This window comes from Alteromonas sp. V450 (assembly GCF_001885075.1).
Classification (GTDB): Bacteria; Pseudomonadota; Gammaproteobacteria; order Enterobacterales; family Alteromonadaceae; genus Alteromonas.
In genome coordinates this window covers 3,976,966-3,996,613 of sequence record NZ_MODU01000004.1, presented here as the reverse complement: position 1 = coordinate 3,996,613, position 19,648 = coordinate 3,976,966, and the positions used below count along the sequence as shown (strand labels likewise).

Below are 19,648 nucleotides of genomic sequence, written 5' to 3'. Positions count from 1 at the left end.
TAACCTTCGCGTATAGAATACTTTTTTACTTTTGAGAATAAAGATAGCAGAGGTTTCAAAAAATATTAGTTAAATCAGAAAGTCGTCGCGTTGATTAATGCCGCGGATCAGGCTTTCGGTATTGATGAAACTGAATAACTGCAGCGATTTCTTCCCGAACGTTTGGCGTGATAGAGCGCTTCATCTGCGCAATCCAACAAACTACTGAGCGACACATTATCATAATGCTCCAAAAAGAATGTTGCGGCGCCTAAGCTGGCAGTGACGAAAGGCGAGACATCACTTTTACTGTGCGCGAGGCCGAGTGATTCTATTGCTTGCCGGATCTCTTCAGCTTTAACCTTAGCGCCTTCTGCATTGGTATTTTGCAGCAATACAACAAACTCTTCCCCCCCGTAGCGCGCACAAAAGTCGGTGTCACGCGATACAACGCTTTTAAGTTTTTTAGCCACTGATTTAAGACATGAGTCTCCTTGAGTGTGTCCGTAGTAATCGTTGTACAGTTTAAAATTATCAACATCGAGCAAAACCAATGTCAGCGGCCAAGTTTGCCTTTTTGCCAGCGCTATTCCTTTTTCAGCTTCTCGTTCAAACGCTCGACGATTAGGTATACCCGTAAGCGGATCACTCAACGATAACTGAATCAATCTCTTTTCTTGCGCCTCTACTTTTTCCATGTACATTGCAAACGTGCTTGCAAGCCGTGAAATTTCATCCTGCCCTTTAAAGGTATCTAGCTTGTGGCTCCCTCTCTCTACCAGCGTTGTCAGTGTGATTAATCTGAGAATTATCTTTTTGTAAATAAACCAAATGATGGCACAACAAACAAATAACGCGATAATCGAAAGCCCCAGCGACAACCAAACCTGATTGGTAACATGTCTATTAGCCGTTATAGCATGGTCATAGGTTTCTTCGGTCACTAACGTTGCTTTAAACTCGATACTTGAGGCTATATCCTCAGCCAAATTCTCTACAAAACTCCCTCTCCCTATTGAACGCCCGCGAATACGCATGGCGCTGGCTTGTTTTTCAACCATTCCATCGCTTCCAAGCACAATTTCACGCATTGTCGTTATGAATTGACGATGGTTGTCGTCGAAAAATGGCTGCGTTTTTAGCAAGGCTATATTTCTTTCGATGCTACTTTCTAGCTGTCTCAACCTGAACAATTTTACCTGTTGATTAATTTGGGCTATTTGCAAAAGTAATGGTACGGTTAATTGTGCGTACTTGGCGTTTTCCCCCTTAAAAACCGTATGTGCAAAAAAGTCGTTAAAATAAGCGAAAAGAAGTGCTTGGTTTGTATTTACCTCTTTTTCAGTGTTTATGCGCAACTCTACAAGTTCGTTAAGCTCTTCAATCTCGAGCATCAGAACACTCAACTGCGTGGCGAGATAGCGCCCGCCCTGATCTAACTTCAGTTTTGTGGTGTCTAACCCTTTTATCGTATCGTCAATGCGATTTTTAATAATAAGACGAGAGGCGTTATTTTCCGAGGTGGTAAGACGAGACGTCAAAGAGATAAGATGCTGTACATCTCTGGTTATCGACGTGGCCTGCGAAAGCGCGGGAATAGAAGAGGATGATATTTCATCGAGAACTAGGCGCGTATCGTTCAACCGCAATAACGATGCCAGTAAAACGAAAAGAAACGAGCCTACCACTACGGTCTGAGCAGTGATGAAAAGGTACAACGTCTTGTTGTTTTTGTGCGCTGTCATTGGCTCACTTTGAGACATCGCGTATTCGTCCGTCTGTCGTTGCTTTAACAGTAAATTGGTTTCCTACCGCTTGCATTACAAGCTCAGCAATTTGAGGAGGCCGGGTGTTTACGGGAAAACGCTGCTCAGCATTTTTTAGGGAATAATACCCATCACCGCCGTTTGCTAAAAAGTCGCTCGTGGCGATTGTATACAGCTTGTCTTTTTGAAGACGTTTTGCACCGATGAAGACGTCGCGCACTCGCTCAAAAGGTTTGGCGGTAGAGTCAAAGGTGTACGACATACCAGAAACATGGGGAAACCCACCCTTAGTATGTTCATACTGCGCAAGCCCTTCTTCTAGCGCTATCATCAATTGCTCACCACTTACCCCCAACGTAACGGCATGTGCTCTGAATGGCATTTCTACTATAATATCTTGCCGTGTGATTGGCTCACCGGCTGTGTATCGTTTATCGCCTCTGATACTCCCGCCGTTTAATAGCGCAACATCTGCTTTTGTATGTGTCCTTAATGTATCAACAATAAAGTTCGCAAACCCATTTTCACCGCGTCTGACTTGATTACGCATGGTTGACGTATTCGACTTCCATTCTCCTATTTTTATATTTAAAAGGCGTTGAAGTCTGGCTTCATAATCGGCCACCTGAGAAATAACCGTTTCATTAGGCAAAAAGCGTGATAAATCGTGTTCTTTAGTATGCGTATTTTCCCACATCACCTTTTTTTCGAAGGTGGCGACAAGGGCTGAGCCTTGCTGGGTGAGTGCCATACTATTTTCATGCCGTGCATGACTTTCAAGCAATACTGCATCAAGCCGACTATCAGATATAAATGCTGCGTCTATCACACCCTGGTCTAGCAAATTATTCACAAATGCGAATGGATACGAATAGTGCAAAAGCACGAACTGTGCTCCATTGCGTCGTAATGATTTTGCTTCTTGATAAATAGTTTGCAGTGGAGAGTCGATAGCAATATCGGTTAGCTGATACTCCTCAATAACTCTTTCATGTAACACGGAGATAATACCGACCGATGCACCCTGTTTTTCTACCACAATAGATTTATACAGCCCTTCTAGAGCATTACCTTGGCGCTTGGTGGCCACATTACTTGCTACGATAGGAAAGGCGGCTTCGAACGAGCGAAGAGAAAGTTCATTCTCATAGAAGCTGAACTCTCGCTTTGTTACTCCCATTACATCGGGTTCAATGGTATTGAGTAAATCGATGATATGCGATCCACGATCAAAAGAAGACATTGCGCTAGGCCCTATTGACCCTCCGCCAAAAATGAAAAATACGGGGCTGTACTGCCCTCGAACTTCATCTAATAACGTGTGTAAATTCGCATATCGACCTGTGATGGGATCGCTAATATTGGGCATATCAGCAGTAAACACAAAGGTAACCTTTGACGCAATATCATCGCCATCTTGTAACAGGGTTGCTTCTTTCGTCAACCCTGCGAAGGAGATACTTAAAAAAAGAAGACACCTAAATAATTGCCACATAAATGTAGGGTGAGCAGTGACGTGTTACGTTCATTAACATGCATCACTGTGAATATGTCAATGTAGTGCCCAGAAAAATGCGCGAAGGTCTTACCAGAAGTGTTTAGATATAATTACGTCATACCCGTTCGCGTAGGCGATTGCCTATGAAAATGGTGTTGCCGTTTTATCTCGCTGTGCCCAAAGCTGTCGTGCTAGCGATAAGGCATCTGCAACATCACAGCGTTGTAGAAATACTAAATAGCTGGCAAGTGTGCTTAAGATAGCCTGCTCACCGTAGAGGCTACTTGCGTTACCCGCCCAAACATCAAGCATATCGTCTATATTCATGTCTTTGTCTTTAAGCGCCCACTTATCTGCTACCACAGGCATAATCACTTCTTCAGTCTTACCATTTCGGGTAATGAAAAGTTCGGTCTCTCGCTCACCGTTTACTTCAGGGTCTCCTCCATCCCCACGAAAACAAAGCGCATCGATAGAAGGATAATTTTCATTAACGCGGCAGTGTTTATGGTCAAGGTGCATATGGTAAACCCCTTGTACACAATATCGCGCTGCGGTGGGGTTCAGCAACCTTGCAAGCGTGTTTGCGCATGAACGCAGGCCAAAGACCTCGCGAAGTTTAATAATCGTATCGAGAGCAGGCAGTAAATAAGACAAGTCGAGATAGGTAACGCCCTTTTCTGCCAGCTGCTGCTTTGCGTCACTGATGCTGTTCACCTCAGGAAGGCCTAATTTAGGCAGCGCTATACTAGCGTAAAGGCGCCCCGACCCCGGTTCATGGGCACCGTGAAGCATAACGGAATAACCATTGTTGGCCAGTACCGCTACAGCCAATAAGTACCACGGTAACTGGCGACGTTTTCCGGCGTAGCAGCCAATATCTATTGTAGGAGTGAGTGTTTTTACCTCTGGCTCTATCAGCTCTCTGCACGCATCGACAAAGCCAATAACTTCTTCTGGCGTTTCTTCACGGGTACGAAGCAGCATGAGAAATGCACCGCGTTGATCGCCCGTCACTTCGTTGGCCAACACCATTTTCATGGCATGGTAAGCTTCATCGCGGGTGAGGCTACGCCCTCCTTTTTGGCCCTTACCAATAATTTTTATGTAGTCGCTAAATGGTTGCTGCATGCTCGGATGAATGTAGTAGAAGAGTGTTTACTTGTTGGCGAGACTCTACCACTTTTCCAAATATAAGTAACGTAGGCCCTGTCAAATTTGCAGCGTTAACTTTGCTATAAATATCGGCAAGCACGCCAGTAATTACGCGCTGTTCGGGAGACGTAGCATTTTCAATTGCCGCTACGGGCCATGAGTTCGGCACTTTATTGTGAACCAAGCCTTTGCATAACCCTTCTAGTCGGCTAAGCCCCATATAAACTACCATGGTTTGCTTCAACACATTTTGTGCCATAGTCGCCATTTCAGGCCATTGGTTCGCGTCTTTAAAATGTGCGGTCATAAAGCTTACCGACTGAGCGCAGCGCCTGTCTGTTAATGGGATCCCCGTATAGGCAGACACACCCGATGCCGCCGTAATACCAGGAACAATAGCAAAAGGGATGTGGGCTTTTGTTAGCGCATCAGTTTCTTCGCAAGTTCTTGCAAATAGGGCGGGATCACCACCTTTTAACCGCACGACAGTATGCCCTTCACTTGCCAATTCAACGACGCGTTTGCAAATAGCATCCTGAGTAAAGCTGTGCTTTTTGCAGCGCTTCCCTACATACTCTTTCACCACTTTAGAGGGAATTAGCGCAAGAATATCTTCACTTACTAAAGCATCGAAAAGCACGACATCGGCTTGTTGTAATAGACGAAGCGCTTTCAGTGTAAGTAACTCGGCATCGCCAGGGCCAGCACCTACGATATACACGTGTCCCTTTTTACGACATTCATTGTGTCTAGTTGCTGACTTCAACCACTTATCTAGGTACGAATGCTCAGATGAAGTTTTAGCATTCGCAGAGCGCTGGTTTGTGGTTTTAGTCGAGGTTCTCGCCGAAATAGCATTGCGAGTAAACAGATTAAGAAAAGACTTCTGCGGTTTAAATAAGGTGCGCAAAAACGGTAACGACCAACTAGATGCAATTGACATAATTTAACGCTCCTATACAGATTGGGTTTCAATGACTAAATGCTTGTCTATAAGCTGAGACAAGGCGGGCTTGCACGAGCCGCAGTTGGTACCGCACTTTAACTGCTCTCCTAGGCTAGCTACTGTAGAACAACCGCCGTTGATGGCATCTGTTATGGTCTTTTCTCGTACTTCAAAGCAGCTACAAACCACGTCACCATTTAAAAATACGTCGTCGACTTGGCCTCGCAATAAGTTGCGCTGAGTCTCTACCGAAATAGGTGTATTTAAGAGGCTGGCAAGCCATGCGTTAGGTACTGACCACGTACTTTCTGGGTGTGGTGCTGCCAAAGCTTTTGTCGTATTTTCCGGCTTATCGCCTAAAAACGCAGCGAAACAGAGAGTGTCATCGACAAGCGCAAGGCATACTGAGTATGTATGATGATGAAACTGCAATAGCACCGCGTTTTGCGGTAGAAGAGGTATTAATGATTGTACAAACTCTCGACGGCCTTTGTTCGAAGCAACATTCAATACTGATAATGCTGCATCCGAGTTATTTACAGGTGAAGACACCTCTGTGCTTTCAAGCGGTGTTGTATTCCAGTAGTCACATACATGCTTTAGCGCGTCTTCATATGAAGAACTAAGTTCTGAATTATGTACTGATGGGTTTACTGATGAAACAAAGAGCTTACCGTAGGTAGTAAAAGTAACTGGCGCAATAGCAACCGCCGCGTGTTTTAACTCAGGTTGCCCTGAAATAGGGTCTACCGCGCTGGCGTAAAGTGCGCCTAGTTTACTGTGCGACCCCCATTGCGCCGACCAGTGAATGGGAATGAATACTTCTTTTTTTCGCATGTCCGCATCTATTCTTACCGGATAGATAACAGGGGCGTCTTTAGATACTGCACTTGAAAGAGAAACAAGATCTCCGTTTTCAACGCCCATTGCAGCAGCGTCTTTAGGGTTAATATGCACGTTAGCACTTGGCATATGAGCAAGTAACTTTGCCGCTTTACCCGTGCGCGTCATGGTATGCCACTGATCTCGCGCTCGCCCGCTGTTCACAATAAAAGGATAAGCGTCTGATGTCACCTGCAATGGCGCTTTGTAAGCTACGGGAATAAGTTTAGCTTTGCCGCTAGGGGTTGAAAATCGTTTGTCTTCAAAAGGACGTTTACTGGTAAGGCTAGGGTTAGTTTTAAAATTAGCATTGGCCGTATTCTCAGCTTTTGTAACTGTTTGAAAAGGCCACTGCAAAGGCGATAGCCCATTGTACTGAGCTTCACTTAACGCTTGTAAAGGTGACAGGTCTAACTGACGCTTACCGTTATTTTGATAGCCGGTTAGCCCAGCGTATTCAACGAATATTTGTGACGGATGGGTAAAATTAAATGCCTCGCCAAAGCCCATTTTACCCGCCACTTCGCACATGATTTGCCAGTCGTGTTTTGCACTACCTGGTGGAGGCAATATACCGCGCTGACGTGAAATACGGCGCTCTGAGTTAGTCACTGTGCCGTCTTTTTCCGACCAACCGGTGGCAGGGAGGGCTATGTGCGCGTAGTTAAGTGTATCGTTGGACTCAACAATATCAGACACTACAACCATGTCACATTTTGAAAGTGCGCGCTCAACTTGACCTCGATTTGGCATACTGACAACAGGGTTCGTCCCCATTATCCAAACGAATTTTACCTTTCCACTCTCAATTGCATTAAACAAATCGACAGCTTTAAGCCCCTGCCCTTTAGGCATAACAGGGGCATTCCAATAGGTTTTAACAGCGCTGATATGCTCAGGGTTTTCAAGGTCCATATGTGCAGCTAGCATATTGGCTAACCCACCGACTTCACGCCCTCCCATGGCATTGGGCTGGCCAGTAATTGAAAACGGGCCACAACCGTCTTTAGCAATTAAATCCATAGCTAAGTGACAGTTGATAATAGCTTGGGCTTTATCCACACCAGCAGAAGACTGGTTTACGCCCATAGAATAAAAAGTAATTGCGCTAGAGGCTTTGCAGAAGGCATCAAAGAAGGCCTTAATGCTGTTAATGTCCAGGTCGCATACTTTAGCAACGTCGTCTAACGTTAAAGCATTTGCACTACTGAGCGTTTCATCAAGCCCCTCGGCATAGGCCTCAACGGCGGATTTGTCTATTCGACCTTGTGCGTTTGCATAGCTGAGTAAGCCGTTAAATAGCGCCACGTCGCTACCTGGCTTTAATGGAAGGTGTAAATCGGCAATGGTACAGGTTTCGGTTTTGCGCGGGTCAACAACAATGACCTTCATATCAGGGTTTTTCAGCTTTGCTCGCTGAATGCGTTGAAAAAGCACTGGGTGCGCCCAGGCCGTATTACTTCCCGTAATTACCAATAAATCTGTACATTCCAGATCGGAATAATCGCATGGCACCACGTCTTCCCCGAACGCGCGCTTGTAGGCGGCAACGGCTGATGACATACATAGGCGTGAATTCGTATCAATATTGGCACTGCCGATATAACCTTTCATAAACTTGTTGGCAATGTAATAGTCTTCGGTAAGAAGCTGCCCTGATACATAAAAAGCAACGGCATCCGCGCCATACTGCGCAATGGTAGAGGTGATCTTATCCGCAATTACATCGGTGGCCGTGTCCCAATCCACCGATTGACCTGCCATGGTTGGGTGAAGCAAACGTCCGTTTAAGTCGTTTGTTTCAAGCAGGTTTGTTCCTTTAACACACAATCTTCCAAAATTGGCGGGATGCTCTGGCGTGCCTTTAACAGTGTCCAGGGTTGTGGCACGCTTGCTTACGTTGCAACTGATATCTACACCACACCCTACGCCGCAGTATGGGCATGTTGTTTGTCTTAATTGTTCAGACATCATGTCGGGTTGTCGTGTAGGCATATTCATTTCATTACCTTTTTCGATTTCACAGCTTTTGAATGCATTTGGCTAGAAGGCTTTTTCATGTGGGCGTTCAAGTAAAGGCAGTTTTCTTAAACGCCGACAAAAACCTTTTCGCCCTCTACCTTCACAGCGTAAGCCGTGACGGAAACATCGTCGTGTTCTTTACACAGCCCGGTTTTTAGAAAGTAATGCTCTTTGTATAAAGGCGAAGCGACAACAGGCGCACCGCCTATCGACCCTAGAAGCCCGCGATAGAGTACGTTTGCTTTACCAATAGGGTCGTAGTTACTAATGGCGAAAACCTGGGTTTCGCCGTTTATCTTCAAACTGAAAATTGCCACTTGCTGTGAGTCGACAAGGGCGCAAACCCCACTGTTTGTCACTAAGTCGTTCGTCTCACAAACATAGTGCCATTGCACTTGTTGTGGTTCTGACGCCATTACATTTTGCGCTGCTGACATAATTTGATTCTCCTAACAAGGTTGATAAGCCAATGGCTACACCATAGAGACAGGAATGAACTGATCTTTACCTGCTACTTTTTCAGCTTCCGTAGCTGGGCGAACCTGGCCTCGCTCTGAAACGAACTGAATATTGGTGTCGCTAGCATCGCTGTTTACAAATTGACGGAAACGCTTGCGCGACTCAGGGTTTTCAATGGTGGTTTTCCATTCGCACTGATAAGCATCAACCACCGTATCCATCTGTGCTTCAAGCTCATCATTAATGCCAAGAGCATCGTTTATTACAACGTCTTGCAAGTAAGCTAACCCACCTTCTAAGTTGTCCATCCACACCGATGTGCGCTGTAGGCGATCAGCCGTTTTGACGTAAAACATCAGCACGCGGTCGATGTACTTTATAAGGGTTTCGGTATCTAGGTCGGTGGCAAACAGGTCTGCATGTCGCGGCTTCATGCCGCCATTCCCGCAAACATACAGGTTCCAACCTTGCTCGGTAGCAATAACGCCAATGTCTTTGCTTTGGGCTTCTGCGCACTCACGGGTACACCCCGAAACCGCAAATTTAATTTTGTGCGGTGCACGTAAGCCTTTGTAACGATTCTCTAAATCAATGGCAGTGCCAACAGAATCCTGAACACCGTAGCGGCACCAGGTGCTGCCCACACAGGATTTAACAGTACGCAGTGCCTTCGCGTAGGCGTGGCCGGTTTCAAAACCACCAGCGACCAGTTTTTCCCAGATATCAGGTAAGTGCTCTACGCGCGCTCCAAATAAATCAATGCGCTGGCCACCTGTGATCTTGGTGTACAGGTTGTATTCTTTTGCTACTTCGCCGAGCAGAATCAATTTTTCTGGCGTAATTTCCCCGCCCGGTACACGCGGTACAACGGAATACGTGCCATCTTTTTGCATGTTGCCAAGGTAGATATCGTTGGTGTCTTGTAGTGGAAGATGTGAAGACTTAAGAATGTAGTCGTTATACACCGAGGCTAAAATTGAGCCGACAGCGGGCTTACAAATTTCACACCCTAGACCTTCACCATGCTGTTCTAGTAGCTCGTCAAAGGTGCGAATGCCGTTTACCTTAACAATGTGAAAGAGTTCTTGTCGGGTATGGTTGAAGTGCTCACAAATGGCTTTTGATACTTCCACACCGCGCTTTTCAAGTTCGCTATCCACAACATTTTTAAGTAAGGCAGCACAACCTCCACACCCTGTGCTGGCTTTGGTTTCGCCTTTTACATCGCCAACGCTACAACAGCCGCCTTCAATGGCTGAAACAATATCGCCCTTTGTCACATTTAGGCATGAACAAATAGACGCGGTGTCTGGTAGTGCATCGGCACCTAACGCTGGTGCCGCATCAGATGATGGTAGGATCAGGCTTTCTGGGTGTTCAGGTAATTCGATATTATTAAGCGCATACTGTAGGAGCGTGTCGTAGTCACCAGTATCACCTACAAGGACCGCACCAAGTACATGCTTTTGCTCGCTATCTACCACCAGCTTTTTATACACGCCCTCGGGCTGATTTAAGTAGGTGTAGCTAAGCGCTCCGTCTGTGCGTTCATGCGCATCGCCAATTGAGCCCACTTCCACACCCATTAGCTTGAGTTTGGTACTCATATCTGCGCCAGCGAACTCGGCATCGCCGCCGGTTATATGACTTACGGCCGTGCGCGCCATGGTATAACCAGGTGCAACAAGGCCAAAGATTTTGTTATCCCACAGCGCACATTCACCCACAGCGTAAATGTTTGGATCAGACGTTACGCAATGGTTATCAATGACAATACCGCCGCGCTCACCCAGTGTTAGTGCCGACTTTCTGCCAAGCTGATCGGAAGGTCGAATACCAGCAGAGAAAAGAATCATGTCGGTTTCTAGTGCAGTGCCGTCAGCAAACACCATTTTATAGCGGCAGGTATCACCGGCCTCAATAGTTTGGGTGGCCTTTTGGGTGTGAACCGTTACGCCCAATGCTTCGATTTTATCTTTAAGAACGTTACCACCAGCTTGGTCTAGCTGCACCGCCATAAGCTGCGGGGCAAACTCTACCACGTGGGTGTCTAGACCGGCTTGTTTTAGTGCGTTAGCGGCTTCTAAGCCTAAAAGCCCACCACCAACAACTACACCTACTTTGCTCACCGCTGCTGACGCTTCAATGGCAAGTAGATCGTCTATGGTGCGATAAACCAAACAATGCTCTTGGTCGTTGCCAGGGATGGGTGGCACAAATGGGTACGAGCCCGTGGCTAGCACCAGCTTGTCGTAGCTAAACACCTGCCCTTCCGACGTCGTCACTTTATTATTGTCACGGTCTATATCGGTTACCAAGGCATTGGTGACTACGTTTACGCCCCATTCGGCGTACTGAGCGGGTGTAGTAAGCGCTAAGTCATCAGCACTCGCGCCACTAAAAAAAGATGACAGATAAACGCGGTCGTACGCGAGGCGAGACTCGCCGCATAAAACGGTTATTTCTACATTGGCATCGCTTTGGTGAAGCTGCTCAACAAAATGATGCCCCACCATGCCGTTGCCTACGACGACAATTTGCGTTTTTGAGTCCAATGAAGTCATGGTATTCCCCTTTTTTCGGGACAAAAAAAAGCCCGCTTCAACTTTCGTTGATGCGGGCTTCGTTGCCTATTTTGCCGACGGTTTAGGTCGGCTAACACATTTTACGGAGTGTTATAAATCACACAATTTTCAGCGATTGACACAAATCACCAAAACACACTTTACGTTAATAGCTATCCAAGTTCAGTGCCAAAACCGTAAGCAATTGTTTTTATTTAATTTACAGAAAAACGAGTAATATTCAGACTTCTGTACTGCACCAAACAAACGCAAAACTGTGTTTACTTGGTGCATTGAGGTTACCAAATACCTTAGGCCAGTTTATCTGTCGCTACACGGTAGCGAGGGTCTTCAACTACGTTAATTTCAACAAACTTATCTGCCTTGCGAAGCAATGAACGACATTCATCGCTGATATGACGAATGTGTAGCTTTTTACCCTGCTCTTCGTATTTGTCAGCAAGAGTATCTAGTGCATCGATACCTGATGAATCCCAAATACGTGACTCTTTAAAGTCGATCACCACATCTTGTGGGTCATTGGCAATATCAAATAAATCTTTGAAATGCGATACCGAGCCGAAGAATAGTGGACCGTCTAATTCATAGACTTTCCAACCGTCGTTATCAACGTGCGACTTCGCTTCGATATGACGAGCATGTTTCCATGCAAACACAAGGGCTGAAACGATAACACCAACAACAACGGCAATAGCCAGGTCGGCGATAACGGTAACGCCTGTTACCAGGAATAGTACAAAGGCATCTTCTTTGTTTACGCCGCGAATAATTCTGAATGACGCCCACTCAAAAGTAGCGATAACCACCACAAACATAACGCCGACAAGGGCAGCAAGAGGGATCATTTCAATTAGTGGAGCTGCAAATAAAATAAAGCCTAATAAAACAACCGCCGCGGTAATACCTGACAAGCGGCCACGGCCACCAGAGTTAATGTTAATCATACTTTGACCAATCATGGCACAACCGCCCATACCACCGAAGAAACCGTTTACGGTATTTGCAACACCTTGGCCAACACACTCTTTATTACCGCGCCCGCGGGTATCTGTCATTTCATCAATTAGCGAAAGAGTAAGAAGGGATTCAATTAGGCCAACTAAACAAAGAATCACTGAGGTAGGTAAGATGATCATGAAAGTCTCCCAGGTGAACGGCACCATAGGAATAGCAAAGCTAGGAAGTTCGCCCGCTAGCGTTGCACTATCGCGCTGGTCAGCAGGTAGCAAGTCGCGAACGAAGTCGATTACCGTGCGTGCTTCCAGGTCAAGTCCGTGCACTAGCAGGGTTACCGTAATAATTGCCACCAGCGACGCCGGCACGGCCTTAGTTAGCTTGGGTAACAAGTAGATAATGGCCATGGTTAATGCCACAAGCCCTAGCATCCAATACAGCAGTGTACCTTCCATCCATTGTAATTCACCCGCTGCATTAGTGACTTTGAACTGGCCTAATTGCGCCAAGAAAATTACGATTGCCAAACCATTTACAAAGCCCAGCATCACCGGGTATGGCACCAGCCGGATAAATTTCCCTAGCTTGAAGATACCGCACATTATTTGCAGCAAACCCGCCAGAATAACCGCAGCAAATAGATACTGAACCCCGTGTTGGGCAACCAAAGCCACCATTACAACGGCCATGGCGCCGGTAGCACCAGAAATCATTCCTGGACGGCCACCAATAGCAGAAGTGATCAAGCCCATCATGAAAGCCGCATAAAGGCCTATCATGGGTTCTACGCCGGCTACAAATGCAAATGCTACGGCTTCAGGGACCAAGGCAAGCGCCACGGTGATACCTGATAGCACGTCGTTTTTAACGTTGCTGTCTTTACTGGTAATTAAATCGAACATGTTCTCTCAGAAGCTAAGATGTTAAACACAACAACCCACCGTGGCGTACACCGCGTTGAAGCAGAACACCAAGTAGGTAGGAGAAATTTTCGGCGATTCTATCACCATTGTAGCTTAAAATCTTTTAATAGATTGTTACCAGAATAAAAACACCTCTGTGCGTTGCACTATGCAGTCAAGCTTTGTAAATGGTGACTTTGTGTTTTAGCAACTGCAGTGATGTGCTCGCTTTACAAACGCGGTATCTGGTTTATTTGTCAGTCTGTGCTGACAAAGTACTGCTTACATGGCATCGTATTACAGTATTTTATTGAACATGCCCGTCTGTGCGCTTCTCTTTTGAATATCAAACGTTACTTTAAGGTAAGCGTGCTTGATGACGTGGCATCGATGTAAGGCTTAAGCCTTTATCAACGAGGAGTTAAATTGGTACCTTATATTCTTACTATTTTGTGCGTACTTGTAGCAGGCGCCATTCATTGGGTGTCGCCAAAGGCTTATTGGAAAGCCACGATTATGTCTACGGCGGTTATTTTGCTCTTTTCTGTCGCTGCACTGTTTATTTTTAAGGCTTCAGGAATGCTAGTTAGCGAGCACACTGGCGAGAATGCTGACTTTTCTGGGCAAATGCTTACCATAACTACAATGATTACCTTCTTCGGCTTCTTAATTTCACTGTTTGTAGGTTGGTTTCTTCGCGTAGTGCGAAGCTAACTGAACGACGCCTGCTACAAGCACAACAGCAGGGTTGCACCATAATAATGCAACCCTGCTAGCCCTCCCTCATTTAGTCAGACGTTCAATCGGCTTTTTCACCCTACAGCCCTAGTGCAATGGATAAAAAACAAATAATACCAACTACTTAGTGAATTTCACTGTTATATCAATTTCCATCGTTACGTTTCTATAAACAAGGCATAAGTGTTGCTTAACCCTCTACATGTAAAGCAAAGCTTCGCAATCAAAACACATAAAAGAAAAGCGAAGTGCTTATATCAAAATAAGCAGGGCCTCTAATGCTTCAAGAACCAGAACAGACCATTGCACTTTGTAGTGATGCAACTAAACGCTTTTTGCTGGCCGCCAAGCATGCAGAAATTACGGTGCTAGAGCAGCTCTCAAGCAACTGTCGTATTGTTATCGCCGTTCGAGAACTTATTCATGAATTACAAAAAGAACGTGGAGCCAGTAATATATTTCTTGCTTCAAAGGGTGAGCGCTACTTTGCTGAGCGCGACCAGTATGTCAGTGCAAGCGAGCGCGCAGAGTCAACGCTAAAAAGTCATTTAAAATCTCTATATCTTGCTGACGAAATCGCCACAGGTAATCCTCGTTTGTTAAGCAGTATTACCCTTGCCATGCAAGCTACCGACTATCTACCGCGGCTGCGAGAGCAGGTAAACAACCATCAGTTAACCCCATTAGAATCCACACGCGCTTACAGCCGCCTTGTCGCAAGTCTGCTTACCGTTATTTTTGAAGCAGCAGATATTGCGAGCGACCCTACCATTACCCGTTTGTTGGTGGCTTTGTTTAATTTCATGCAGGCCAAGGAATATGCCGGCCAAGAGCGAGCGTGGGGCGCCATTGGTTTCGCAGAAACCCATTTTGATGTGCGCCTGTGTGAAAAGCTTGCTGCCCTCCAACATGCGCAGGAACATCACTTCAGTATTTTTTGTGAATTCAGTTGCAAAGCGCATAAAGACGCATTGGACGCACTCAATAAAAGCCCAGCCGCAATAGATATAGCCCAACTTAGAAATATGATTGCACAACTAGGTGACGGTAGCCCTATCTCTGGTGAAATATCAGAAGTATGGTTTGATGTTGCAACACGTCGCATTGATGCAATGCAAACTATCGAGGTAGCACTTACTGAAGCCTTAGCGCAACAGGCCAACACGAAGGTAGAAAATGCAAAAAATGAAATGGCCAATCACCAACAGTTACTCAAGCGCTTTAATGATGAACACGCCACCGATGGCTCTCCCCTCACGCTGTTGTTCGACCCCAGCATGCCGGGCCTAGCAGAGGACACGAAAGAGGACAATACAAGTGCGCTGACACTTAACGAGCAAACTAAAACCTTATCTGCCCATCGTTCTTTTTATGATTTACTTCGCTCACAGGCGCAACACATAGAGGACATGGGGCGAGAGCTCGACGAGGCTAAACGCGCAATACAGGAACAAAAACTGATTGGACGAGCAAAGCTGGTCATAATGGAGCAATTCGGGTTAAGCGAAAATAACGCGTATCGTAGACTCCAAAAGCAGGCCATGAATGAAAATACCACCATCTCGAGCATTGCTACTCGCATAGTAGATATTGCGACCAAAAGCCCCCAACGAAAGTAATAAAAAACGAGCTCGCTGAGCGGTATGCACTTCGGCGGGCCTGATTTTGAACGTTTGATGCCTTATCTCGCTTTTTATTGCTTTGGTTAGCTAACGTTTTTTGACAATGCTAAGCTTGCGGCAGGTTTTATCGCTGTAAGAAGAAGAGAAGTAGAATGTTGTCGTCGGTGACTATTCCCATTAGCCAATTCCTGGCTGATTATTACATTGAAATGAGTTTAATGCTGATGGCCACGCTTTTAGTGGTATACGGCGATATCATTAATCGCCAGTTTAAACGCAGTTTAAGTAACCTACATTTCATTATACGCAGTGCCCTGTTTGTACTGCTTTGCGCTTTTGGCTATGGCGCGCTAACCATATACGGTGCCCCATTGCTGCATCACATATTTAATTTCGTCGCTTACGAATATCGCGGTGTTGCTTATATCGCTGCCTTTATTGCTCTTGGGATAGCCGCCGAGCGCAGACGATATATTTGATACACGCGAAAAAAAGAAAACATAGACATACTTCTGGCTGAAACTGCGGACTTACTCACTTATTTGCACTGGCTTTGCCTAACAAAGCCAGTGCACCTAACATTTACAAGCGTTTAATATTATCTCCGCTGTCACGGTCAATAAGTTTCACAAACGGATCGACACCCGCATAAAGCGGCATCTCATCGACCGTGATCGTAATCACTGTCTCACCGCTTTTTACTTTGTGCTTTGCGTTGTACAGCACTTGTTCGGCATCGGTCAATTTAGCTGGATCGCTCGTGAATAAAGCCACATCTACCCATTCGTCAAGTGCCTGCTCAGTTTCCAGCCCCTGTCCATCTGCGGCATACTTCGCGCCACTAATAGTCAGTGTCACCTCATAACCATCCTCTGATGGGGTAACTTCAACGGCGTCCATTTTTAAGTCATACAACGTAATCTGCTCAAAGATATCGGCAATGAAAGCTTGCTCATCAGGGCTCGCTTGCGCATTGAGTACTCGCTGTAAATCCAATGTTGTAGGATAAGGGTCAGACTTAAATCGGAATTCTGACATGAGCTGTTTAAGTGCTGTATTCACCCGCTCCTCACCCAGACGGTCTAGAATTGACATCATGACCACAGAGCCTTTGCGATAATGTATGTATTGCTGATTTTCACTGCGCATAAAGGGCATTTCTTCTAGCAATTCACCGCTACGACCACGTAGATAACGATCTAATTCATATTTAAGAAACTTGCGAATTTGTGTTTCACCATAGCGCTTCTTCAGTACCATAATGGCACTGTACTGAGACAGGCTCTCAGACAAAATAGCACTTCCCTGAACGTCTGCGGCGCCAAGTTGGTGTCCCCACCATTGGTGTGCTACTTCATGAGCGGTAACATAATAAACATAGTCAATATCTTCAGGGTCACGCAAATCAGCAGTAAAGCCAATGACCTCAGAATACGGAACAGTATTCGCGAAACTTTGAGCAAAAGAGCGATATCCTGGGAACTCGATGATGCGCATTTGTTTGTGCTGATACGGACCAAACTGAGATTCAAAGTAATCCAGTGAATCTTTAACGCTCTGAACCATCAAATCGACATTCCAAGCATGTTTTGGGTCATGATAAACCTCAATATTCACACCTTTATGTTCATCTCGTTTTACGTCATGACGGGCAGAAAGGAATGAATAGAAAGCCACCATTGGTGAATCCATTTTATAATGGAAGTAACGACGGCCGTTATCGGTCCATTCTTTCTGTAAATACCCCGGTGCAATCGCAATTTGATCTTCAGATGTAGAAATTGTTGTCTCAAAGTCAATAAAATCGACACCAGGACCGAAGAAGCTCTGATTGTACTTACTGGTGTCCTCGAGCTTATGCGCTCGCGGCCTTTCAGGTAAATCGCGCTTTCTTCTTTCGTGACGATCGCTTATCAAAAGGTCGCTCCGAAAACCGAAAATTGGAAAGAGTTCATAATTATTTATAAACGTACCGTTTTCGGCCACCATAAGGTCAAAACCGCGATCTCTGAACCCGTTGTGCTCTCGGACAACGCTTACACTTCCGGCCACCTCATCACCGGGCATCATTGGCTCATCAAATTCTAGCCAAGCTGAATCAAAGTCATCTATAACTTGCGTGATTTTTGCGCCAGGAATGTCTACCTGCCATGTAGGCGTATTACTAGGAATTGACACCAGGACACGGTTGATAGCGGTTTCACGCTTATTTTTTATTGTTACTTCAGCTGTGGCCTCTATTCGACGTTCTGACGGAAAGATATCTACTAATGCATTCGCTTTAATTACCACCGGAATGTTTGCGTTTTCGTACTGGACGTATTGACGCTCATACTCAGCACGCAGGTCGAGCCCCTCGTCCCGCCCCACAAACTCATTTAACACCTTAGTGTTGTAATGGATATATCCACCGGTCGCCAAGAACACAAGAATACCAGCAGCTAATAGCCCCTTGCCTGTGTTTCCCATTTGATAACCCAGCAGCCTGAGTCGGTCTTTTAGTTTACTTTCAGGGCCGCGCTGCCAAAGACCGTAACCAATAACAGAAAGCACCAAGCTAAGGGCACCCCAGTAAAGCATGTACCAGTTGAAACCAGTAAGGAACCAACCGTATCCATTTAAATCAGAGTATAATACCCGCGGTGCATTGCCGAATGTCCACATATTGTGCTCAACGCCAAGCTGGCTGAGCACAAGCGTAGAGATCAAATAAGCAGAGGTAATTAGCATCCCCATGTATTTATTGGGACTGAGCACCTGAATAAAGAACGCCAATACTGTTACCCACATCCAAGGCAATAGGGCAACGTAAAACAAGTCGCTAAAGTAAAGCCCAAGCTCTAGATTGGTGTACCCTTTAGTGATCTGAAAGAAAATTGTGAACAACATGCCAATAGCATAGAGCACCGCCAACACTGCCCACATCGATAGCAATTTCGACACCCAGAATACCGCATTAAAAACAGGCGTAGACTCAATAATGTCACCCATACCGCTGCCGCGTTCACGCCAGACGATTTCCCCGCTGTAATAAATCACCACAATCATCATAGTAAGACCGAAGTTATCCACTATAGCTTTGGTCATGTTCTGCGTTAACGGCCAGCTGTCGGTGCCGTAAAGTCCACCGTATGCGACGGCGTAAAGTGAGGTAAGATTAAAAACACTGAATAATACCAGTACGATCATCGCCGGGCTAAACAGCACTTGGCGCATTTCAAACCCAAGATTGGTGACAAACTTATGCCATTGATGATCGCCAGATGCCTTATAGTTTATACGGTTGTTTTCTGGCGCAGGCACCTTCGATGCTTTACTGGCTTTGACCTTTCTCGAGCCATGCTGCCACTTAAACGAAAAGATACTGCCAAATGTCAGTAGAATAATACTGCCAATACCAAGCCAAATTATGCGGTTTTGTAACAACACCCCATCTAGCGTAATCGCAGTGACATTTTTATCAAATACAGTCCAGTAACGGCTAATCTCAGCAAACGTTCTTAACCCAAATGGATCCAGTAATGCTGCAATTTCACGGTACTCGGGTTCACTGGTGAGAACGCCTCCCACAACGTAAACAATAAACACGCCAAGCGCTGTAAGGTAGGCAGCCATCATTGATTTTACGCGCTGCGCCAAGGCAAAAAACACCATCCCCAATGATAGAAAACCTGGCACTATGATGTAAAAGAACGGCGTTAAGTAATAACTGAGTTCCGTTGGCCCAATACGTTCTGGATCAACCCAAGGCATGAGCGAACCAAGTAAAATACCCAGCGGCACCGCCGCGAACACCGTCAACGTGACCAGCGTTGCACCGAGAAAACGCCCCAGCTGATACTGCATGGGGTTTACGGGGCGCGTGTAGATGAGCTCACTCATTTTTGTGGTGTGATTGCGAGTCGCGGTACCTGCAATAAAATTCACCAACAAGAAAAGGGCAAATACGCCCATAATTAGCATCGTTTGGGTAACCGCATAACTGCCGTTGTAAAGTACGTTTCCGCCACCACCTATGCGCACGTTATCGGTGGTAGTCGCTAGAAATGGCAACAGAAAAAATACGAGGGTCGTTACCGTAAACGACGGCTGACGGAGGTAATAGCGCCATTCAAAAGCCAGGCTTTTCCAGAACATGAT

General features: G+C 45.8%; 12 protein-coding genes. 3 read left to right on the top strand and 9 right to left on the bottom strand.

The features are described from left to right. Window positions 1-107 precede the first annotated feature (107 nt). The 8 genes from BK026_RS17665 to BK026_RS17625 all read right to left on the bottom strand — a co-directional run bounded on the left by BK026_RS17665 (window position 108) and on the right by BK026_RS17625 (window position 13,148). Window positions 108-1,724 (bottom strand): GGDEF domain-containing protein, encoded by a 1,617-nt coding sequence (locus BK026_RS17665; protein WP_071817758.1) that lies wholly within the window; start codon window positions 1,722-1,724, stop codon window positions 108-110. Window positions 1,725-1,728: 4 nt separating this feature from the next. After that, window positions 1,729-3,189 carry a bifunctional UDP-sugar hydrolase/5'-nucleotidase gene (locus BK026_RS17660; protein WP_256253893.1) on the bottom strand — a complete coding sequence of 487 codons (1,461 nt, stop codon included), beginning with the start codon at window positions 3,187-3,189 and terminating at the stop codon, window positions 1,729-1,731. A 195-nt stretch (window positions 3,190-3,384) separates the two neighbouring features. Next, window positions 3,385-4,374 (bottom strand): glycosyl transferase family protein, encoded by a 990-nt coding sequence (locus tag BK026_RS17655; RefSeq protein WP_071817006.1) that lies wholly within the window; start codon window positions 4,372-4,374, stop codon window positions 3,385-3,387. Next, the gene (gene cobA / locus BK026_RS17650; RefSeq protein WP_071817005.1) at window positions 4,358-5,341 is read right to left on the bottom strand and encodes a uroporphyrinogen-III C-methyltransferase; all 984 of its coding nucleotides are present in this window, start codon (window positions 5,339-5,341) and stop codon (window positions 4,358-4,360) included. The genes BK026_RS17655 and cobA overlap by 17 nt, the downstream gene beginning before the upstream one ends. A 12-nt stretch (window positions 5,342-5,353) precedes the next feature. Further along, window positions 5,354-8,227 (bottom strand): nitrate reductase, encoded by a 2,874-nt coding sequence (locus tag BK026_RS17645; RefSeq protein WP_071817004.1) that lies wholly within the window; start codon window positions 8,225-8,227, stop codon window positions 5,354-5,356. An 86-nt stretch (window positions 8,228-8,313) separates the two neighbouring features. Then, complete coding sequence (gene nirD, locus BK026_RS17640) at window positions 8,314-8,685, bottom strand: nitrite reductase small subunit NirD (protein WP_071817003.1); 372 nt, start codon at window positions 8,683-8,685, stop codon at window positions 8,314-8,316. A 36-nt stretch (window positions 8,686-8,721) separates the two neighbouring features. Then, window positions 8,722-11,271 carry a nitrite reductase large subunit NirB gene (nirB, locus tag BK026_RS17635; protein ID WP_071817002.1) on the bottom strand — a complete coding sequence of 850 codons (2,550 nt, stop codon included), beginning with the start codon at window positions 11,269-11,271 and terminating at the stop codon, window positions 8,722-8,724. Window positions 11,272-11,582: 311 nt separating this feature from the next. Then, complete coding sequence (locus BK026_RS17625; RefSeq protein ID WP_071817001.1) at window positions 11,583-13,148, bottom strand: SulP family inorganic anion transporter; 1,566 nt, start codon at window positions 13,146-13,148, stop codon at window positions 11,583-11,585. Window positions 13,149-13,574: 426 nt separating this feature from the next. On the opposite strand from BK026_RS17625, the gene BK026_RS17620 reads away from it, so the two are divergent. The 3 genes from BK026_RS17620 (at window position 13,575) to BK026_RS17610 (ending at window position 15,987) form a co-directional block, all read left to right on the top strand. Further along, window positions 13,575-13,862: a hypothetical protein gene (locus tag BK026_RS17620; RefSeq protein WP_071817000.1), complete on the top strand. Its 288-nt coding sequence runs from the start codon at window positions 13,575-13,577 to the stop codon at window positions 13,860-13,862. A gap of 302 nt (window positions 13,863-14,164) precedes the next feature. Continuing rightward, complete coding sequence (locus BK026_RS17615) at window positions 14,165-15,505, top strand: nitrate regulatory protein (protein WP_071816999.1); 1,341 nt, start codon at window positions 14,165-14,167, stop codon at window positions 15,503-15,505. Between the two features lie 155 nt (window positions 15,506-15,660). After that, a complete protein-coding gene (locus BK026_RS17610) occupies window positions 15,661-15,987 on the top strand; it encodes a DUF3392 family protein (RefSeq protein ID WP_071816998.1) in 327 nt (108 codons plus the stop codon). A 103-nt stretch (window positions 15,988-16,090) separates the two neighbouring features. Here BK026_RS17610 and BK026_RS17605 read toward each other — a convergent pair whose 3' ends face one another. Next, window positions 16,091-19,645: a M1 family aminopeptidase gene (locus tag BK026_RS17605; protein ID WP_071816997.1), complete on the bottom strand. Its 3,555-nt coding sequence runs from the start codon at window positions 19,643-19,645 to the stop codon at window positions 16,091-16,093. Window positions 19,646-19,648 lie beyond the last annotated feature (3 nt).